The 19,158-nt window shown below is 45.8% G+C and carries 23 protein-coding genes; 22 read left to right on the top strand and 1 reads right to left on the bottom strand.

Going from position 1 to position 19,158, the window contains the following annotated elements; genetic code table 11:
• Window positions 1-6: 6 nt before the first annotated feature.
• A complete protein-coding gene (locus tag ELS82_RS14790) occupies window positions 7-210 on the bottom strand; it encodes a hypothetical protein (RefSeq protein WP_134836160.1) in 204 nt (67 codons plus the stop codon).
• Between the two features lie 154 nt (window positions 211-364).
• Here ELS82_RS14790 and ELS82_RS14785 point away from each other — a divergent pair, with 154 nt between their 5' ends.
• From ELS82_RS14785 to ELS82_RS14680, 22 genes are all read left to right on the top strand, one after another.
• Window positions 365-1,111, top strand: a complete 747-nt coding sequence (locus tag ELS82_RS14785) for an amino acid ABC transporter substrate-binding protein (protein WP_134836159.1) — start codon at window positions 365-367, stop codon at window positions 1,109-1,111.
• Window positions 1,112-1,227: 116 nt separating this feature from the next.
• Entirely contained in the window at window positions 1,228-1,899 is a 672-nt protein-coding gene (locus tag ELS82_RS14780; RefSeq protein WP_134836158.1) for an amino acid ABC transporter permease, read from the top strand.
• The gene (locus ELS82_RS14775; protein WP_053440003.1) at window positions 1,896-2,633 is read left to right on the top strand and encodes an amino acid ABC transporter ATP-binding protein; all 738 of its coding nucleotides are present in this window, start codon (window positions 1,896-1,898) and stop codon (window positions 2,631-2,633) included. The genes ELS82_RS14780 and ELS82_RS14775 overlap by 4 nt, the downstream gene beginning before the upstream one ends.
• 230 nt (window positions 2,634-2,863) lie before the next feature.
• Window positions 2,864-2,998, top strand: a complete 135-nt coding sequence (rpmH, locus tag ELS82_RS14770) for a 50S ribosomal protein L34 (RefSeq protein WP_004411068.1) — start codon at window positions 2,864-2,866, stop codon at window positions 2,996-2,998.
• Window positions 2,999-3,043: 45 nt separating this feature from the next.
• A complete protein-coding gene (gene rnpA, locus ELS82_RS14765; RefSeq protein WP_004411073.1) occupies window positions 3,044-3,367 on the top strand; it encodes a ribonuclease P protein component in 324 nt (107 codons plus the stop codon).
• Window positions 3,334-3,597: a membrane protein insertion efficiency factor YidD gene (gene yidD, locus ELS82_RS14760; RefSeq protein WP_134836157.1), complete on the top strand. Its 264-nt coding sequence runs from the start codon at window positions 3,334-3,336 to the stop codon at window positions 3,595-3,597. The genes rnpA and yidD overlap by 34 nt, the downstream gene beginning before the upstream one ends.
• A gap of 2 nt (window positions 3,598-3,599) precedes the next feature.
• Window positions 3,600-5,222, top strand: a complete 1,623-nt coding sequence (yidC, locus tag ELS82_RS14755; RefSeq protein ID WP_134836156.1) for a membrane protein insertase YidC — start codon at window positions 3,600-3,602, stop codon at window positions 5,220-5,222.
• Between the two features lie 120 nt (window positions 5,223-5,342).
• Window positions 5,343-6,704: a tRNA uridine-5-carboxymethylaminomethyl(34) synthesis GTPase MnmE gene (gene mnmE / locus ELS82_RS14750; protein ID WP_134836155.1), complete on the top strand. Its 1,362-nt coding sequence runs from the start codon at window positions 5,343-5,345 to the stop codon at window positions 6,702-6,704.
• Window positions 6,705-6,753: 49 nt separating this feature from the next.
• Window positions 6,754-7,194 (top strand): FMN-binding protein MioC, encoded by a 441-nt coding sequence (mioC, locus tag ELS82_RS14745; RefSeq protein ID WP_134836154.1) that lies wholly within the window; start codon window positions 6,754-6,756, stop codon window positions 7,192-7,194.
• A gap of 470 nt (window positions 7,195-7,664) precedes the next feature.
• Window positions 7,665-9,560 carry a tRNA uridine-5-carboxymethylaminomethyl(34) synthesis enzyme MnmG gene (gene mnmG / locus ELS82_RS14740; RefSeq protein WP_134836153.1) on the top strand — a complete coding sequence of 632 codons (1,896 nt, stop codon included), beginning with the start codon at window positions 7,665-7,667 and terminating at the stop codon, window positions 9,558-9,560.
• Window positions 9,560-10,192, top strand: coding sequence for a 16S rRNA (guanine(527)-N(7))-methyltransferase RsmG (gene rsmG, locus ELS82_RS14735; protein ID WP_134836152.1), 633 nt, complete (start codon window positions 9,560-9,562; stop codon window positions 10,190-10,192). The genes mnmG and rsmG overlap by 1 nt, the downstream gene beginning before the upstream one ends.
• Before the next feature lie 14 nt (window positions 10,193-10,206).
• Window positions 10,207-10,980, top strand: coding sequence for a ParA family protein (locus ELS82_RS14730; protein ID WP_004411091.1), 774 nt, complete (start codon window positions 10,207-10,209; stop codon window positions 10,978-10,980).
• A gap of 24 nt (window positions 10,981-11,004) precedes the next feature.
• On the top strand, window positions 11,005-11,886 hold the full coding sequence (locus ELS82_RS14725; RefSeq protein ID WP_134836151.1) for a ParB/RepB/Spo0J family partition protein: 882 nt from the start codon (window positions 11,005-11,007) through the stop codon (window positions 11,884-11,886).
• 189 nt (window positions 11,887-12,075) lie between these two features.
• Window positions 12,076-12,465 (top strand): F0F1 ATP synthase subunit I, encoded by a 390-nt coding sequence (locus ELS82_RS14720; protein WP_134836150.1) that lies wholly within the window; start codon window positions 12,076-12,078, stop codon window positions 12,463-12,465.
• A gap of 8 nt (window positions 12,466-12,473) precedes the next feature.
• Window positions 12,474-13,286 carry a F0F1 ATP synthase subunit A gene (gene atpB, locus ELS82_RS14715; RefSeq protein WP_004411098.1) on the top strand — a complete coding sequence of 271 codons (813 nt, stop codon included), beginning with the start codon at window positions 12,474-12,476 and terminating at the stop codon, window positions 13,284-13,286.
• A gap of 44 nt (window positions 13,287-13,330) precedes the next feature.
• On the top strand, window positions 13,331-13,588 hold the full coding sequence (gene atpE / locus ELS82_RS14710; RefSeq protein WP_004411110.1) for a F0F1 ATP synthase subunit C: 258 nt from the start codon (window positions 13,331-13,333) through the stop codon (window positions 13,586-13,588).
• 73 nt (window positions 13,589-13,661) lie between these two features.
• The gene (atpF, locus tag ELS82_RS14705) at window positions 13,662-14,132 is read left to right on the top strand and encodes a F0F1 ATP synthase subunit B (protein WP_004417263.1); all 471 of its coding nucleotides are present in this window, start codon (window positions 13,662-13,664) and stop codon (window positions 14,130-14,132) included.
• 14 nt (window positions 14,133-14,146) lie between these two features.
• Window positions 14,147-14,680, top strand: coding sequence for a F0F1 ATP synthase subunit delta (gene atpH, locus ELS82_RS14700; protein WP_134836149.1), 534 nt, complete (start codon window positions 14,147-14,149; stop codon window positions 14,678-14,680).
• Between the two features lie 13 nt (window positions 14,681-14,693).
• Window positions 14,694-16,235, top strand: coding sequence for a F0F1 ATP synthase subunit alpha (gene atpA / locus ELS82_RS14695; RefSeq protein WP_053440012.1), 1,542 nt, complete (start codon window positions 14,694-14,696; stop codon window positions 16,233-16,235).
• 42 nt (window positions 16,236-16,277) lie between these two features.
• Window positions 16,278-17,144, top strand: coding sequence for a F0F1 ATP synthase subunit gamma (gene atpG / locus ELS82_RS14690; RefSeq protein ID WP_134836148.1), 867 nt, complete (start codon window positions 16,278-16,280; stop codon window positions 17,142-17,144).
• 34 nt (window positions 17,145-17,178) lie between these two features.
• The gene (gene atpD, locus ELS82_RS14685; protein ID WP_004411116.1) at window positions 17,179-18,582 is read left to right on the top strand and encodes a F0F1 ATP synthase subunit beta; all 1,404 of its coding nucleotides are present in this window, start codon (window positions 17,179-17,181) and stop codon (window positions 18,580-18,582) included.
• 18 nt (window positions 18,583-18,600) lie between these two features.
• On the top strand, window positions 18,601-19,023 hold the full coding sequence (locus ELS82_RS14680) for a F0F1 ATP synthase subunit epsilon (RefSeq protein WP_004411119.1): 423 nt from the start codon (window positions 18,601-18,603) through the stop codon (window positions 19,021-19,023).
• The last annotated feature ends 135 nt before the right edge of the window (window positions 19,024-19,158 follow it).

Raw genomic sequence — 19,158 nt, 5'->3', positions numbered from 1 at the left:
GCAATTTTACCTGTTGATAACCAAGATCGCCAGCAAATGATCGACGATCCAGTGAATAAGATCTAAGTTATTCACAATATTTTCGACATTATTCGCTGGATCCCCACATCCAGCCCCATTTTTACTCACACTTTGATCCACAAAATGGCCAAATCCCGGTGATCTTTCACCTGGTGATAACTCTGTGAATGAATATTTTTCCTTAGCCATATTTCGTCTTTCTTGCGCCGGGTTCGTCTAACCTGTTGCGAGTGATTATTTCTCCACCTTATTACTCTACTGTCTAGGTTATTGCTCTTGGTTATTTATCTAATTAAGTAAAGAGACAGTAGTATTTATCCCCATAATTATATGGAGTTGTACTATGAAAAACTGGATTAAGGCTGCAGTTGCAGCAATCGCGCTTTCTGCTGCTACTGTTCAAGCGGCAACTGAAGTTAAAGTCGGCATGTCTGGCCGCTACTTCCCATTCACTTTCGTTCAGCAAGACAAGCTGCAAGGCTTTGAAGTTGACCTATGGGACGAGATCGGCAAGCGCAACGACTACCAAGTAGAATACGTGACTGCAAACTTTTCTGGTTTATTTGGTCTGCTAGAAACAGGTCGTATTGATACCATTTCAAACCAAATCACCATGACGGATGCACGTAAGGCAAAATACCTATTTGCTGACCCATACGTGGTAGATGGCGCGCAAATCACGGTTCGCAAAGGCAATGACAGCATCCAAGGTGTTGAAGATCTAGCCGGCAAAACGGTTGCCGTTAACCTAGGTTCTAACTTTGAGCAACTACTGCGTGACTACGATAAAGATGGCAAGATCAATATCAAGACTTACGACACGGGTATCGAGCACGATGTTGCACTAGGCCGCGCTGACGCATTCGTAATGGATCGCCTGTCAGCACTAGAGCTGATCAAGAAAACAGGTCTGCCACTACAGCTAGCAGGTCAGCCATTTGAAACGATTCAAAACGCATGGCCATTTGTTGACAACGACAATGGCAAGAAACTGCAAGCAGAAGTAAACCAAGCACTTGCTGCAATGCGCGCTGATGGTACGCTAGCAAAAATCTCTCAGAAATGGTTTGGTGCTGATATTACCAAATAAGCTGAGATCCGATTTCTAGCCAACTGAATAAGTGTTGGCTAGCCTATAACCCACTGCTTTCCTTCCTTTGCAGTGGGTTTTGTTTTTTATTTTTGTGATTTATTTTGGGACACGTTATGGGATTCGATTTTAATTACATGCTGGATCTGATGCCGATACTGCTTAGGTATCTTGGCACGACCATGGAAATGGCGACGTGGGGTTTAATCTTTTCACTGATTTTATCCGTCATTTTGGCGAATATTCGTGTATTTCGCGTCCCAGTTCTCGATCAACTTAGCCAGCTCTACATCAGTTTTTTTCGTGGTACGCCGCTACTGGTGCAACTGTTCCTGCTTTATTATGGCTTACCGCAAATCTTCCCGTTCTTAGTCGGTCTTGATGCATTCGGTGCGGCGGTCATCGGTTTAACACTCCACTTTGCCGCTTACATGGCTGAAAGTATTCGCGCCGCGATTATCGGCATTGATCGTAGCCAGATGGAAGCGAGCCTTTCTGTCGGCATGACCACGCCTCAGGCAATGCGCCGCGTGATTTTGCCCCAAGCCACCCGTGTCGCTTTGCCTTCGTTGATGAATTACTTCATCGATATGATTAAGTCGACCTCTTTGGCCTTTACCTTAGGCGTGGCTGAAATCATGGCCAAAGCGCAAATGGAGGCTTCTTCAAGCTTTCGCTTCTTTGAAGCTTTCCTCGCCGTCGCCCTCATTTACTGGGGTGTCGTGGTAATCCTAACCCGAGTGCAAATTTGGGCAGAAGCCAAACTGAATAAGGCGTATGTACGATGATCAAACTAGACAATATTCATAAGCGCTTTGGCGACACTGAAGTACTAAAAGGGATCGACCTGGAAATTAACCAAGGTGAGATCATCGTTATCATTGGCTCTAGCGGTACCGGTAAATCCACCCTACTGCGCACGGTCAACTTTCTTGAAAGTGCCGATAAAGGTGTCATTACCATTGATGATGTCAGCGTCGATAGTGAAAAACACTCAAAAGCAGAAGTGCTCGCACTACGTCGTAAAACAGGCTTTGTTTTCCAGAACTATGCCCTTTTTGCCCATATGACAGCACGACAAAATATTGCCGAAGGTTTGATTACCGTGCGTGGCTGGAAAAAATCGGACGCTCTAACTCGCGCTCAAGAGATTCTTGATGATATTGGCTTAGGCGATAAAGGCGAAAGTTATCCAGCGGCACTGTCTGGTGGCCAACAGCAACGTGTGGGTATCGGACGCGCCATGGCATTGCAACCTGAGTTGCTGCTTTTTGATGAGCCGACATCGGCACTCGATCCTGAATGGGTTGGAGAAGTTCTCAATTTAATGAAGGACTTAGCAACAAAACATCAGACTATGCTGGTGGTCACACATGAAATGCAATTTGCTAGAGAGGTCGCCGATCGGGTGATCTTTATGGCTGAAGGCAATATTGTTGAGCAAGGTTCTCCACAGGATATCTTTGGTAATCCACAAGATCCTCGCTTACAAAAATTCCTTCGACAAGTTGGTGCTGAATAAAGATCGCCTCAGAGGATCGTTTGATCCTTGAGATTTTGCTCACACTACGTATAATCGCTCGGCCGGAATTTAGCGCTTGCACAAAGATTGACACTTTGTGTGACTGTGATTACAATTCCGCCTCTTTGTTGAGAGGCGTCGGTTTTGTCCTCTTTATATATAAAGAAGACGTTACTACCCACGCCGGGTTAACATTGACCTAAAACTACTGATCAGTAAAGGTATTTATCATGAAACGCACTTTTCAACCTTCAGTTCTAAAGCGCAAGCGTACTCACGGTTTCCGTGCACGTATGGCTACAAAGAACGGTCGTGCAACAATCAACGCACGTCGCGCTAAAGGCCGTAAGCGTCTTTCTAAGTAATCTTCGATTATTTTGAATACGTACGCGTTCAATCGGGAGTTACGCTTGTTAACTCCCGAGCATTATCAAAATGTCTTCCAGCAAGCTCACCGAGCTGGCTCACCTCATTTCACCATCATTGCCCGTAAAAATAGCCTATCTCATCCTCGACTAGGTTTAGCCGTTCCTAAAAAGCAGATTAAAACCGCCGTTGGTCGCAATCGTTTTAAACGCCTTGCTCGTGAAAGCTTTCGTAACAATCAACATCAACTTGCACACAAAGATTATGTTGTTATTGCTAAGAAAACCGCGCAAGATTTAAGCAATGAAGAAATATTCAAATTGTTTGATAAATTATGGCAGCGCCTGTCTCGCCCTTCACGTGGGTAGCAATCGGCATAGTTCGATTTTACCAAGGCTTTATTAGTCCAATTCTTGGACCACGTTGTCGTTTTTCCCCAACTTGCTCTACTTATGCCCTAGAAGCGTTGAAAGCTCACGGTTTTGTAAAAGGGTGTTGGTTATCAAGCAAACGTCTATTAAAATGCAACCCTTTAAATAAGAAGGGTTGGACATACGATCCCGTACCACCAGTCCAACAACAAGACAGAGATAAATAACGATGGATTCTCAACGTAATATCCTGTTAATCGCGCTAGCACTGGTTTCTTTCCTATTGTTCCAGCAATGGCAAGTTGCAAAGAATCCAACGCCTCAGCCGGTTGAGCAGGCTCAATCAAGCAGTACTCTACCTGCACCATCATTTGCCGACGAGCTAGACCCTGCGCCAGCGCAGCAACAAGCTTCAGCAAAAACAATTACCGTCACAACTGATGTATTGACTCTGTCGATTGATACGGTTGGCGGTGATGTAATTAATGCAGACCTAAACCAATACTCAAACGAGCTTGATTCAGAAGACCCATTTGTTCTACTTAAGAACGAAGCTGGTCATCAGTTCATTGCTCAGAGTGGCCTTGTTGGTCCTCAAGGTATCGACCTAAGCAGCACAAACCGTCCAGCTTACTCTGTAAGTGCAGACAGCTTTACGCTTGCAGATGGCCAAGATGAACTACGCATCCCAATGACGTTCACGGCTAACGGTCTTGAGTACACTAAGACATTCGTGATGAAACGCGGCAGCTACGCTGTTGACGTTGAATACGACATCGTTAACAAATCTGGTAACAACGCGACATTTGGTATGTACGCTCACCTACGTCAAAACCTTCTTGACGCTGGTGGTAGCATCACAATGCCAACTTACCGTGGTGGTGCATACTCTACTGAAGATACTCGTTACAAAAAGTACAGCTTCGAAGATATGCAAGATCGTAACCTGTCTCTAAACCTGGCTAACGGCCAAGGTTGGGCAGCAATGATCCAGCACTACTTTGCTTCTGCATGGATCCCACGCAACGAGCCTGGTGCAAACCTATACACTCGCGTGATCGGCAACCTAGGTGATATTGGTGTTCGTATGCCAAACAAAACCATTGCTGACGGCGACAGTGCAAAATTCCAAGCAACACTTTGGGTTGGTCCTAAACTACAAGACCAAATGGCTGAAGTAGCGCCAAACCTAGATCTAGTAGTCGACTACGGTTGGTTATGGTTTATCGCAAAACCACTGCACACACTACTGTCATTTATCCAAAGCTTTGTGGGTAACTGGGGTGTGGCAATCATCTGTTTGACCTTCATCGTACGTGGTGCAATGTACCCACTAACGAAAGCGCAATACACGTCTATGGCGAAAATGCGTATGCTGCAGCCAAAACTGCAAGCAATGCGTGAACGCATCGGTGATGACCGTCAGCGTATGAGCCAAGAGATGATGGAACTGTACAAGAAAGAGAAAGTGAACCCACTAGGTGGCTGTCTTCCTCTTGTCCTACAGATGCCTATCTTCATCGCACTGTACTGGGCACTGATGGAATCGGTTGAACTGCGTCACTCACCATTCTTTGGTTGGATTCACGACCTTTCAGCGCAAGACCCTTACTACATCTTGCCACTACTGATGGGTGCTTCTATGTTCCTAATTCAGAAGATGAGCCCGACAACAGTAACGGATCCAATGCAGCAGAAGATCATGACCTTTATGCCGGTTATGTTTACTTTCTTCTTCCTGTTCTTCCCATCAGGTCTGGTTCTATACTGGCTAGTATCGAACGTAGTTACACTGATTCAACAGTCGCTGATTTACAAAGCACTGGAGAAAAAAGGCTTACACTCTAAGTAACCTTTAAGCGGAAATAGCAAGAAAGGCGGCCTAAGGGTCGCCTTTTTTATTTGAGCTGATTACAATTCATCACATTACTTATTTGCCACGATATGGCACCAAGAATAGACAGGCACAACTATGACAACTGATACCATTGTTGCACAGGCAACCGCCCCAGGACGTGGTGGCGTGGGCATTATCCGCGTATCTGGCCCACTCGCCGCGAAAGTCGCACTCGAAGTGACAGGTAAAGAGCTGCGCCCACGTTATGCTGAGTATCTGCCATTTACCGCAGAAGATGGCACCCAACTCGACCAAGGTATCGCGCTCTACTTCCCTAACCCACACTCTTTTACTGGGGAAGATGTCCTTGAGCTACAAGGTCATGGTGGCCCGGTTGTTATGGATATGCTGATTAAGCGTATCCTTAAAATTTCTGGTCTTCGTACCGCGCGTCCAGGCGAATTCTCTGAGCGTGCATTCTTAAACGATAAGCTCGATTTAGCCCAAGCAGAGGCGATTGCCGACCTTATTGATGCCAGTTCAGAAGAGGCAGCAAAGTCAGCACTGCAATCGCTTCAAGGTGCCTTCTCTGGCCGAATCAATATCTTGGTCGAATCGCTGATTCATCTACGCATTTATGTCGAAGCTGCTATCGACTTCCCTGAAGAAGAAATCGACTTCCTCGCCGATGGTAAAGTCTCTGCAGACCTGCAAACCATCATCGATAACTTAGCCGCTGTACGCCAAGAAGCGAACCAAGGCGCAATTATGCGTGAAGGAATGAAGGTGGTCATCGCTGGTCGACCAAACGCCGGTAAATCTAGCCTACTCAATGCACTGTCAGGTAAAGAGTCCGCGATTGTGACCGATATTGCTGGTACCACACGTGACGTTCTACGCGAACATATCCATATTGATGGCATGCCGCTGCATATCATCGATACTGCAGGCCTGCGCGATGCATCCGATGAAGTTGAAAAAATCGGTATTGAACGAGCATGGGATGAGATCGCACAAGCTGACCGAGTACTCTTTATGGTTGATGGCACCACCACAGATGCCACTGACCCTAAAGAGATCTGGCCCGATTTCGTTGATCGTCTACCAGGCAATATTGGCATGACCGTGATCCGCAACAAAGCAGATCAAACCGGTGAAGATCTCGGCATTTGCCACGTCAATGATCCTACCTTGATTCGCCTTTCCGCTAAGACGGGTGAAGGGGTTGAAGCACTGAGAACGCACCTAAAAGAGTGCATGGGCTTTGCTGGTGGCCATGAAGGTGGCTTTATGGCGCGTCGTCGTCATTTGGAAGCACTTGAAAGCGCATCTGAGCACCTAGACATCGGCCAACAACAGCTTGAGGGCTATATGGCTGGCGAGATACTCGCAGAAGAGCTACGTATCGCGCAGCAGCATCTGAGCGAAATTACCGGTGAATTTAGTTCCGATGATTTGCTCGGCAGAATCTTTACTTCATTCTGTATTGGTAAATAACCTGAAACGCGGCCTTGTGGCCGCGTTTTTTATTCGAAAAGGAATAGAAATGATCCACATTATTACCGGCAGTACGCTGGGTGGCGCTGAATATGTTGGCGATCACTTGAGTGACCTACTGATTGAAAAAGGCCTAGAAACAACCATTCATAACCAACCTGAGCTTGCTGATGTCGCAACACAAGGCATCTGGTTACTAATCACATCAACCCACGGCGCAGGTGAATACCCAGACAATATCCAACCATTTATTACGTCTCTACGAGCCACACCACCAAAAATGGGTGATGTTAAATACGCTATTATCGCGATTGGAGATTCAAGTTACGATACCTTTTGCGCAGCCGGTTTACACGCTCACGAGCTACTTTCTGACATCGGTGGTACTGCACTAGCTGACTGTTTTACTATCGACGTTCTTAGCCATGACGTTCCTGAAGATGCTGCTGAAGAGTGGCTAAATGCACATATTCACCTCTTTCAAGCCTAATTTAAATGGCCGTACTAACGGCCATTTTCCTCTTCTCCCCTCCAATGTGAATAACTTTCCTCACTTCCCGACAAACTGTTTGCTTATTATTTAACCAAACGAGCTGTGGATAAACTATGATCTATCCGGTGATTAACCTATAGTTATCCAAAGAACAACTTAGATCCTTTTTTACCCCTGTGCATAACTAGCTATTTTGATCCCAGCTAATCCTCGATCTGATCAAAGCAAGATCACATGATATGATCCGCGTAAGATCCATGATCTTGTTGATCATTTATCACTTATCCACAGAAAAGGGGGATCTTAATAGTAGATCTAATAAAAGATCATATATATAGATCTTATATATATAAGAGCTTTCAAGCTTTGAATGAAAAGCGTCAAAAGCATTTTCTCTCTCCGTGAAAGAAGGTAGAATAACGCTCTTTTATCTGTCCAACTCTCTCTTGAATACCTGAGGTCGGTTCATGCTTTATCACGAAAAATTTGACGTCATTGTTGTTGGTGGCGGTCACGCAGGAACGGAAGCCGCACTCGCATCAGCTCGAACAGGGCAAAATACGCTTTTGCTTACACACAACATTGATACTTTAGGTCAAATGTCATGTAACCCTGCGATTGGTGGCATTGGCAAAGGACACTTAGTCAAAGAAGTCGATGCAATGGGTGGATTAATGGCTCAGGCCATTGATCATTCGGGTATTCAGTTTAGAACATTAAACGCGTCCAAAGGACCTGCGGTTCGAGCAACACGTGCGCAAGCGGATCGTGCGTTGTACAAAGCCTATGTTCGTCATGCGTTAGAAAACACACCTAACTTAACTTTGTTCCAACAATCCGTTGATGATCTGATTGTCGACAATGATCAAGTCACAGGTGTCGTCACCCAAATGGGTCTGCGTTTTCATGCCAAAGCCGTGGTTTTAACCGTGGGTACTTTCCTTGGTGGTAAGATCCACATCGGTATGGAAAGCTCATCAGGCGGACGAGCAGGGGATCCTCCATCGATCGCTTTAGCGGATCGTTTACGTGAGTTGCCTTTCCGTGTTGATCGCCTTAAGACAGGTACTCCACCTCGTATTGATGCACGCAGTGTCGATTTTTCTGATCTGGAAGTGCAGCATGGTGACAATCCTGCTCCTGTATTCTCATTCATGGGTAAGCGTGAACATCACCCGCGTCAGATTCCGTGTTTTATTACTCATACCAACGAAAAAACGCACGACGTTATTCGTAATAACCTAGACCGTAGTCCTATGTTCGCTGGGGTTATTGAAGGTATTGGCCCTCGTTACTGTCCTTCGATTGAGGACAAGGTAATGCGTTTTGCGGATAAGAACAGCCATCAGATCTTTATTGAGCCAGAAGGGCTAGACACTCACGAGCTATACCCGAATGGTATTTCCACCAGCTTGCCATTTGATGTACAGGTGCAAATCGTTCGCTCGATGAAAGGCTTCGAGAACGCACATATTGTTCGTCCAGGTTATGCGATCGAATACGATTTCTTCGATCCACGTGATTTGAAACAGACTTACGAAACCAAATTTATTAGTGGCTTGTTCTTTGCCGGCCAAATTAACGGCACAACAGGCTACGAAGAAGCGGCAGCACAAGGTCTAATGGCTGGTCTAAACGCAAGTTTACACAGTCAAGGCAAAGAAGGCTGGAGCCCTCGCCGCGACCAAGCTTACATGGGCGTATTGATTGATGACTTATCAACAATGGGCACCAAAGAGCCGTACCGTATGTTTACCTCTCGCGCTGAATATCGCTTGCTGCTGCGTGAAGACAATGCCGATCTGCGTCTGACCGCACAGGCACGTGAGTTAGGTTTGATTGATGATGCTCGTTGGGCACGCTTCAATGAAAAAATCGACAACATGGAAACTGAACGTCAACGTCTAAAAGATATTTGGATGAATCCAAAATCAGCAGGTGTTGATGCGCTCAATGGGCTGCTGAAGACCCCAATGGCTCGCGAAGCTAGTGGTGAGGATCTTCTACGTCGCCCTGAGATCACTTATGCACAACTGACAGAGTTGGACGCTTTTGCTCCGGCACTTGAAGATCAACAAGCGGCTGAGCAGGTTGAGATCCAAGTTAAGTACGAAGGTTACATTAAGCGTCAGCAGGACGAGATTGAAAAATCACTGCGCCATGAGAATACTAAGTTACCGCTCGATCTCGATTATTCGCAGGTGAACGGTTTGTCGAATGAGGTTGTGGCCAAGCTAGGTGAAGCGAAACCTGAATCAATCGGTATTGCTTCGCGTATTTCGGGTATTACACCAGCAGCGATTTCGATTCTTCTTGTTCATCTCAAGAAACATGGCATGCTAAAAAAGGGTGAGGAAGAATAATGTCTCAGTTACGTACACAACTTGATGCGCTGATTACTCAAACGGACTTAGAAGTGTCGTCACATCAACGTGAACAGTTGGTGGGCTATGTTGAAATGCTCAACAAATGGAACAAGGCGTATAACTTAACTTCAGTTCGCGATCCGCAAGAAATGCTGGTTAAACACATCATGGATAGCATCATTGTTAGTACTCACTTACAAGGTGAGCGTTTCATTGATGTCGGTACAGGGCCTGGATTACCAGGTATTCCGCTAGCGATCATGAATCCGACTAAACAGTTTTGTTTGCTCGATAGTCTAGGCAAGCGAATTCGATTCATTAAGCAAGTTCTACATGAACTAAAGATTGATAATGTGAATCCGATTCAAAGTCGAGTCGAAGAGTATCAACCTGAAGATAAGTTTGATGGTGTACTAAGCCGAGCATTCGCTTCCATTACGGATATGGTTGAGTGGTGTCACCACTTGCCGAAAGCGGATACAGGAAACTTTTTAGCTTTGAAAGGCCAATTACCACAGGATGAGATTGACCAATTACCTGAGTGGTGTTCTGTGACCGATATCAAAGCTTTGAATGTTCCTCAATTGGAAGGCGAGCGTCATCTAGTAATCTTATCGCGCAAGGGATAATAGCGAGGTTCACTGTGGGAAAAATCGTAGCAATTGCCAATCAGAAAGGCGGGGTTGGTAAAACAACAACATGTATCAACTTAGCCGCGTCAATGGCCGCGACTAAGCGTAAAGTCTTGGTGATTGACCTCGATCCACAAGGGAACGCGACCATGGCCAGTGGCGTAGACAAATACCAAGTCGACGCCAGTGCCTACGAACTGTTAGTCGAGGACGTCCCATTCGAAGAGGTGGTATGCCGTAAGACTTCGGGTCACTATGATTTGATTGCCGCTAATGGCGATGTGACGGCCGCTGAAATCAAACTGATGGAAGTTTTCGCGCGTGAAGTGCGTTTAAAACATGCACTTGCGTCAGTTCGCGATAACTATGATTTCATCTTTATTGATTGCCCTCCTTCTCTAAACCTTCTTACAATCAACGCCATGGCTGCGGCCGATTCGGTCTTGGTTCCTATGCAGTGTGAATATTTCGCACTAGAGGGTTTAACTGCACTCATGGATACAATCAGCAAACTTGCTGCTGTTGTAAACGAGAATTTAAAAATCGAAGGTCTACTGCGTACTATGTATGACCCTCGCAACAGATTGTCTAACGAAGTATCCGATCAACTTAAAAAGCACTTTGGCAACAAGGTGTACCGCACTGTTATTCCACGTAATGTACGCTTAGCAGAAGCGCCTAGTCATGGCAAACCTGCAATGTACTATGACAAGTACTCGTCAGGTGCGAAGGCGTATCTCGCTCTTGCTGGTGAAATGCTTCGCCGCGAAGAAGTCCCTGCATAACGACAACCAAAGGAACCCTGTCTCATGTCTAAACGTGGTTTAGGTAAAGGGCTTGACGCTCTGCTCTCTACCAGCTCATTGGCGCGTGAAAAGCAGCAAAATGCTCAGCATAGCCAAGAGCTTTCTTCGGACGGCCAGTTGACCGACCTAAATATCAATAGCTTGAAGCCAGGTGTTTATCAGCCTCGTAAAGATATGGCTGCGGAAGCGCTTGAAGAGCTTGCGGCTTCTATCGAGTCACAAGGCATTATTCAGCCGATAGTTGTTCGTCAGGTAGAGAGCGATAAGTTTGAGATCATTGCTGGTGAACGTCGCTGGCGCGCCGCACGCAAAGCAGGCTTAAAGCAAGTGCCATGCGTGGTAAAGAATGTCGAAGATCGCGCTGCGATCGCAATGGCGTTGATCGAAAACATTCAACGTGAAGATCTTAACGTTATCGAAGAAGCGCAAGCATTGGATCGTTTGCAGGTTGAATTTAAGCTGACCCACCAGCAGGTGGCAGAAGTGATCGGTAAGTCGCGCACTACCGTGAGTAACTTATTACGTCTAAATCAGCTTGAAGATGACGTAAAGAGCCTCGTTGCCGATAAAAAAATTGAAATGGGGCATGCTCGTGCTCTACTTGCGCTGCAAGGCGAGCAACAAGTTGAAGTTGCTCAGCAAGTGGCGAAGAAGCAACTAACGGTGCGTCAAACTGAGCAGCTAGTTAAAAAATGTCTCCAGCCTGTTGTTGAAGATAAAAATGAGCCTCAGGACGTTGAGATACAAGAATTGTCACAAAAATTGAGTGCAATGCTTGGTGGTAAAGTTGCTATTGTGCGAAACCCAAGTGGAAAGTCTAAAGTGACGATTAGTCTTGATGAGCCTCACAAATTAGAGCAACTGATTGCCAAGCTAGAGAGCTAAATGAGATAATTGATCTCAATCAATTATGTAAAAAACGATTTTTTGTGTGAAAGTTGTCGGTTTGTAAACAAAAATGTAACTTTTTGCAGGGTTTTAATTGCAATAAGGTGCACTGACCGTATAATTTTCGCCAATTTCCCTGCACAGAGTGAAGTAGTGCAAAGTGGATATTACTAGAGGTACGAATACATGGTAGCTGCGTTAGCGAGACCAGGACGAGAGCTTGCAAAGCAATTGTTATTGATCGAGGCAGGCGCGGTTACGTTAGTGGCAGCAGGAACGACGATTGCTGTAAATACTGAATGGGGAGTTTCAGCGCTAATTGGAGGGAGCATTTTTGTTGTCGCCAATGCTGTATTTGCCTTGTGTGCCTTTCTTTTTGTAGGAGCGCGCGCGACGAAAATGGTCGCAGTGTCTTTCTACACGGGAGAAGCATTAAAGATCCTCATCACAGTGGCACTCTTCTCCGCTGCTTACATGTATATGCAGGTGGAACTTGTTCCCCTCAAACTAACCTATTTGCTGGTATTAGGGATTAATATCTTTGCGCCAGCGCTATTCATTAACAACAAAAAATAGGATGAGTTATGGCTGCGCCAGGTGAAGCGCTAACATCGTCCGGATACATTGCCCACCACTTATCAAACCTTTCTTTAGCTAAGTTAGGCTTGGTAGCGGATGAAGCAAGTTTCTGGAACGTACATATCGATAGCCTGTTTTTTTCTTGGTTTACTGGTTTAATCTTCTTAGGAATTTTTTACAAAGTAGCGAAGGGAACGACAGCGGGTGTACCAGGTAAGCTTCAGTGTGCTGTTGAAATGATCGTAGAATTTGTCGCGGAAAACGTCAAAGATACGTTCCATGGACGCAACCCATTGATTGCACCTTTAGCACTAACTATCTTTTGTTGGGTATTTTTGATGAACGTGATGGACTTAGTTCCTATCGACTTCTTACCTTACCCAGCAGAGCATTGGCTTGGTATTCCTTACCTTAAGGTTGTACCGTCAGCTGATGTGAACATCACCATGGCTATGGCTCTAGGCGTATTCGCTCTGATGATTTACTACAGCATCAAAGTGAAAGGTCTAGGTGGTTTCGCCAAAGAACTTGCTTTACATCCATTTAATCACTGGACGATGATTCCGTTTAACCTACTGATTGAAGTGGTATCGCTACTAGCGAAGCCTCTATCACTTGGTATGCGTCTATTCGGTAACATGTTTGCAGGTGAGGTTGTATTCATTCTTTGTGCGGCAATGTTACCATGGTATTTACAATGGATGGGTTCACTACCGTGGGCGATTTTCCATATTCTGGTAATTCTGATTCAGGCCTTCGTGTTTATGATGCTAACGATTGTTTATATGTCGATGGCACACGAAGACGGCGATCACTAATTTTTTAAACTCTTATTAGTCAAAAGTTATATTTGGAGATAGTAATGGAAACTGTACTGAGCTTTTCAGCAATCGCAGTAGCAATCATCGTTGGTCTATGTGCAGTAGGTACTGCAATCGGCTTCGCAATCCTAGGTGGTAAATTCCTTGAGGGTGCTGCGCGTCAACCAGAAATGGCTCCTATGCTACAAGTTAAGATGTTCATCATCGCTGGTCTACTAGATGCGGTTCCAATGATCGGTATCGTAATCGCTCTACTATTTACTTTCGCAAACCCATTCGTTGGTCAACTAGCTGGTTAATCATTGCTTTTCAAAGGCAAACACTGGTTTGTCATTGATTAACACTAAGTCCAATTAAAGAGGGGTAGCTGTTGTGAATATGAACGCAACTCTGCTAGGTCAAGCAATCTCATTCGCACTATTTGTGTGGTTCTGCATGAAGTATGTATGGCCGCCAATCATGCAAGCGATTGAAGAGCGTCAGAAGAAAATTGCTGACGGTCTACACGCTGCTGAGCGTGCTGAGAAAGACTTAAACCTAGCGCAAGCTAATGCTTCTTCTCAACTGAAAGAAGCGAAGCGCACAGCAACTGAGGTCATCGAGCAAGCAAACAAGCGTAAAGCTCAAATTCTTGATGAAGCTCGCGAGGAAGCTCAGGCAGAACGCCAGAAAATCCTTGCGCAAGCAGAAGCAGAACTTGAAGCGGAACGCAACCGTGCGCGCGATGAACTGCGCAAACAAGTTGCAACTCTGGCTTTAGCTGGTGCTGAGAAAATCCTTGAGCGTTCTATCGATAAAGATGCGCACAAAGATCTTCTCGACAACATTACTGCAAAACTTTAAGTCTGGGGGCGCATATGTCTGATATGACTACTATCGCACGCCCCTATGCTAAAGCAGCATTCGACTTTGCTGTTGAAAAAGGCCAACTAGACCAATGGGGTCAAATGTTGTCTTTTGCAGCGGAAGTTGCCAATAACGAACAAATTCATGAGCTATTAACGAGCTCAACCTCTGCTGACAAACTAGCAGAAATATTTGTTGCGGTATGTGGCGAACAAGTTGATGCGTTCGGTCAAAACCTAATTAAGGTGATGGCTGAGAATGGCCGACTACAGGTCCTTCCTGATGTGTGTGCTGAGTTCCTGCTTCTTAAGCAAGAACATGAGAAAGAAATCAGTGTTGAAGTGACTTCAGCAACGGAACTTTCAGAACAGCAAAAAGCAGATATCAGCAGCAAACTTGAAACGCGTCTTGAACGCAAAGTCCAGCTGAATTGCAGCGTAGATGAGACCCTACTTGGTGGGGTTATTATTAGAGCCGGAGACTTAGTCATCGATAACTCAGCACGTGGCCGTCTAAGCCGCCTGAGCGATGCATTGCAGTCTTAATGGGGATTGGAGCATGCAACTTAATTCCACGGAAATTAGCGATCTAATCAAACAACGTATCGAATCTTTCGAAGTTGTTAGTGAAGCTCGCAACGAAGGTACTATCGTATCGGTAAGCGACGGTATCATTCGCATTCACGGCCTAGCGGACGTGATGCAAGGTGAAATGATTGAATTACCGGGTGGCCGTTATGCACTAGCACTTAACCTTGAGCGTGACTCGGTTGGTGCGGTTGTAATGGGCCCATATGCTGACCTTAAGGAAGGCATGAAAGTTACAGGTACTGGTCGTATTCTTGAAGTACCAGTTGGTCCTGAAATGCTTGGCCGTGTTGTTAACACGCTAGGTGAGCCAATTGATGGTAAAGGTCCAATTGAAGCTAAACTGACTTCGCCTGTAGAAGTGATTGCACCAGGTGTAATCGACCGTAAATCGGTAGATCAACCTGTTCAAACTGGTTACAAATCTGTTGACTCAATGATCCCAATCGGTCGTGGTCAGCGTGAGCTTGTAATCGGTGACCGTCAGACTGGTAAAACAGCAATGGCGATCGATGCAATCATCAACCAGAGAAACTCAGGTATTTTCTCAATCTACGTAGCTATCGGTCAAAAAGCATCGACTATCGCTAACGTAGTTCGCAAACTAGAAGAGCACGGCGCGCTAGCAAACACTATCGTTGTTGTTGCATCTGCTTCTGAATCTGCAGCGCTACAATACCTAGCGCCATACGCAGGTTGTGCGATGGGTGAATACTTCCGTGATCGCGGTGAAGACGCACTGATTGTTTATGATGACCTATCTAAGCAAGCGGTAGCTTACCGTCAGATCTCTCTACTACTAAAACGCCCACCAGGCCGTGAAGCATTCCCGGGTGACGTTTTCTACCTCCACTCACGTCTACTAGAGCGTGCAGCTCGTGTAAGCGAAGAGTACGTAGAAAAGTTCACTAACGGTGAAGTGAAAGGTAAGACCGGTTCTTTAACTGCACTACCTATCATCGAAACACAAGCTGGTGACGTTTCAGCATTCGTACCGACAAACGTAATCTCGATTACTGACGGTCAGATCTTCCTACAGACTGAGCTATTCAACGCGGGTGTTCGCCCAGCTGTTGACCCAGGTATCTCAGTATCTCGTGTTGGTGGTTCTGCACAGACGAAAATCATCAAGAAGCTATCTGGCGGTATCCGTACTGCACTAGCTCAGTACCGTGAACTAGCGGCATTCGCACAGTTCTCGTCTGATCTTGATGAAGCGACAAAGAAACAGCTAGACCACGGTCAGAAAGTTACAGAACTAATGAAGCAGAAGCAGTACGCTCCAATGTCTGTATTTGACCAAGCTCTAGTAATCTTTGCGGCAGAGCGCGGCTACCTAGCAGGTGTTGAATTAAGCAAACTGCTAGATTTCGAAGCGGCTCTACTATCGTACGCTCGCGGTCAATACGCTGAATTTGCAGCTGAGATCGACAAGACGGGTGCATACAACGATGAAGTTGAAGCGCAGCTTAAGAAGCTGACTGATGACTTCGTAGCAACCCAAACTTGGTAATAGGTCGGTGGCAGTAATGCCACCAACTAATGGAGAGTAACGATGGCCGGCGCAAAAGAGATACGTAATAAAATCGGTAGTGTTAAAAGCACTCAGAAGATTACGAAAGCAATGGAAATGGTAGCAGCTTCTAAAATGCGTCGTTCTCAAGATGCAATGGAAGCTTCTCGTCCATACGCTGAAACAATACGTAAAGTGATCGGTCACGTAGCAAACGCAAGCCTAGAGTATCGTCATCCGTACCTAGAGGAGCGTGAAGCTAAACGTGTTGGTTACATCATCGTTTCAACAGACCGTGGCCTATGTGGTGGCTTGAACATTAACGTGTTCAAAAAAGCTGTCATAGACATGCAAAGCTGGAAAGAGAAAGGTGTTGAAGTTGAACTGGCATTGATTGGTTCAAAAGCAACTGGCTTTTTTAATAACAGCGGTGCAAAAGTAGCGGCTCAGGTTTCTGGTTTAGGCGATAGCCCAAGCCTTGAAGACCTAATCGGCTCTGTAAGCGTAATGCTGAAGAAATACGATGAAGGTGAATTGGACCGCCTATATGTTGTGAGCAACAAGTTTGTGAACACCATGGTTCAACAACCAACGATCGATCAATTACTACCTTTGCCTAAATCGGACAGCGAAGAGATGCAGCGTACCCACCAGTGGGACTACATCTACGAGCCAGAACCAAAAGCACTACTAGACACGCTTCTAGTGCGCTATGTGGAATCTCAAGTATACCAAGGTGTGGTTGAGAACCTTGCTTGTGAGCAAGCGGCTCGAATGATTGCAATGAAAGCTGCAACTGATAATGCGAGCAACCTGATTGATGACTTAGAGCTTGTGTATAACAAGGCGCGTCAAGCGGCGATTACACAAGAGCTATCAGAAATCGTTTCAGGTGCAGCAGCGGTTTAAGCTTAGGTAAAACTAAATAGTTAGAGGATTAACGATGGCTACAGGTAAGATCGTACAGATCATCGGTGCAGTAGTCGACGTAGAGTTCCCACAGAGTGATGTACCAAGTGTATATGACGCTCTAAACGTAACGGACTCAAAAGAACGTCTAGTTCTTGAAGTTCAGCAACAGCTAGGCGGTGGCGTAGTTCGTTGTATCGTAATGGGTAGCTCTGATGGTTTACGTCGTGGAGTTGAAGTAGTAAATACAGGCGCTCCAATTTCAGTACCAGTAGGTACTAAGACCCTTGGTCGTATCATGAACGTACTTGGTGATGCGATTGATGAGTGTGGTGAAATCGGTGCGGAAGAGACTTACTCTATCCACCGTGAAGCACCAAGCTACGAAGAGCAATCAAACGAGATCGCACTTCTAGAAACGGGCGTTAAAGTAATCGACCTAGTTTGTCCATTCGCTAAGGGTGGTAAAATCGGTCTATTCGGTGGTGCAGGTGTAGGTAAGACCGTTAACATGATGGAACTTATCAACAACATCGCACTACAACACTCTGGTCTATCAGTATTCGCAGGTGTTGGTGAGCGTACTCGTGAAGGTAACGATTTCTACTTTGAGATGCAGGAAGCAGGCGTTGTAAACGTTGAAAACCCTGAAGAGTCTAAAGTAGCGATGGTTTACGGTCAGATGAACGAGCCACCAGGCAACCGTCTACGTGTTGCACTGACTGGTCTAACAATGGCAGAGCGTTTCCGTGACGAAGGTCGTGACGTTCTACTGTTCGTTGATAACATCTACCGTTACACGCTTGCAGGTACAGAAGTATCAGCACTTCTAGGTCGTATGCCTTCTGCGGTAGGTTACCAGCCAACTCTTGCAGAAGAGATGGGTGTACTTCAGGAGCGTATCACGTCAACGAAATCTGGTTCTATCACGTCTGTACAGGCGGTATACGTACCAGCGGATGACTTGACTGACCCGTCTCCAGCAACAACGTTCGCGCACTTGGATGCAACGGTTGTACTTAACCGTAACATCGCTGCAATGGGTCTATACCCAGCGATTGACCCACTAGATTCAACATCTCGTATGCTTGACCCTCTAGTTGTAGGTCAAGAGCACTACGACATTGCACGTGGCGTTCAGCAGACTCTTCAGCGCTACAAAGAGCTGAAAGATATCATTGCTATCCTAGGTATGGACGAGCTATCTGAAGAAGATAAGCAAGTTGTATCTCGTGCACGTAAGATTGAGCGTTTCCTAACTCAGCCTTACCACGTAGCAGAAGTATTTACTGGCGACCCAGGTGTTTACGTAGCTCTTAAAGAGACTCTACGTGGCTTCAAAGGTCTACTAGCTGGTGATTACGATGACATTCCAGAGCAAGCTTTCATGTACTGTGGTGCAATTGAAGATGCTATCGAGAATGCGAAGAAGCTATAAGGCTAACTAGGAGGCGATATGGCAGCAATAACCTTTCACCTAGACGTAGTTAGCGCAGAGAAGAAGATCTTTTCTGGCCTAGTTGAAACGTTTCAGGTGACCGGTAGCGAAGGTGAGCTTGGTATTTACCACGGCCACACTCCGCTGCTAACCGCTATCACGCCTGGTATGGTGCGACTTGTTAAGCAGCACGGCCACGAGGAATTTATTTACGTTTCTGGTGGTATGGTAGAAGTTCAGCCGGGTACAGCAACTGTACTGGCTGATACCGCTATCCGTGGTGATGAACTGGACGCAGCTAAGGCTGAAGAAGCTAAACGTCGTGCTCAAGAAGCAATTCAGAATCAGCATGGCGACATGGACTTCGCTCAAGCGGCTAGTGAACTGGCTAAAGCCATTGCTCAGCTACGAGTGATCGAGCTGACACAACAACGTCGATAATCGACAGCGTTGATATAGAAATAAAGGCGGTCTTATGACCGCCTTTTTGCTTATTTTTTACTAGAAATTTAACCCATTCGATTAACTAATCCTCGATTAGTGTCTAGAATACCTCTCAGCTTTAATACAACGTCT

The organism is Vibrio ouci (assembly GCF_004551525.1).
Classification (GTDB): Bacteria; Pseudomonadota; Gammaproteobacteria; order Enterobacterales; family Vibrionaceae; genus Vibrio; species Vibrio ouci.
Note: the sequence above shows the minus strand (reverse complement) of the source record. Positions and strands in the feature narration are given on the sequence as shown.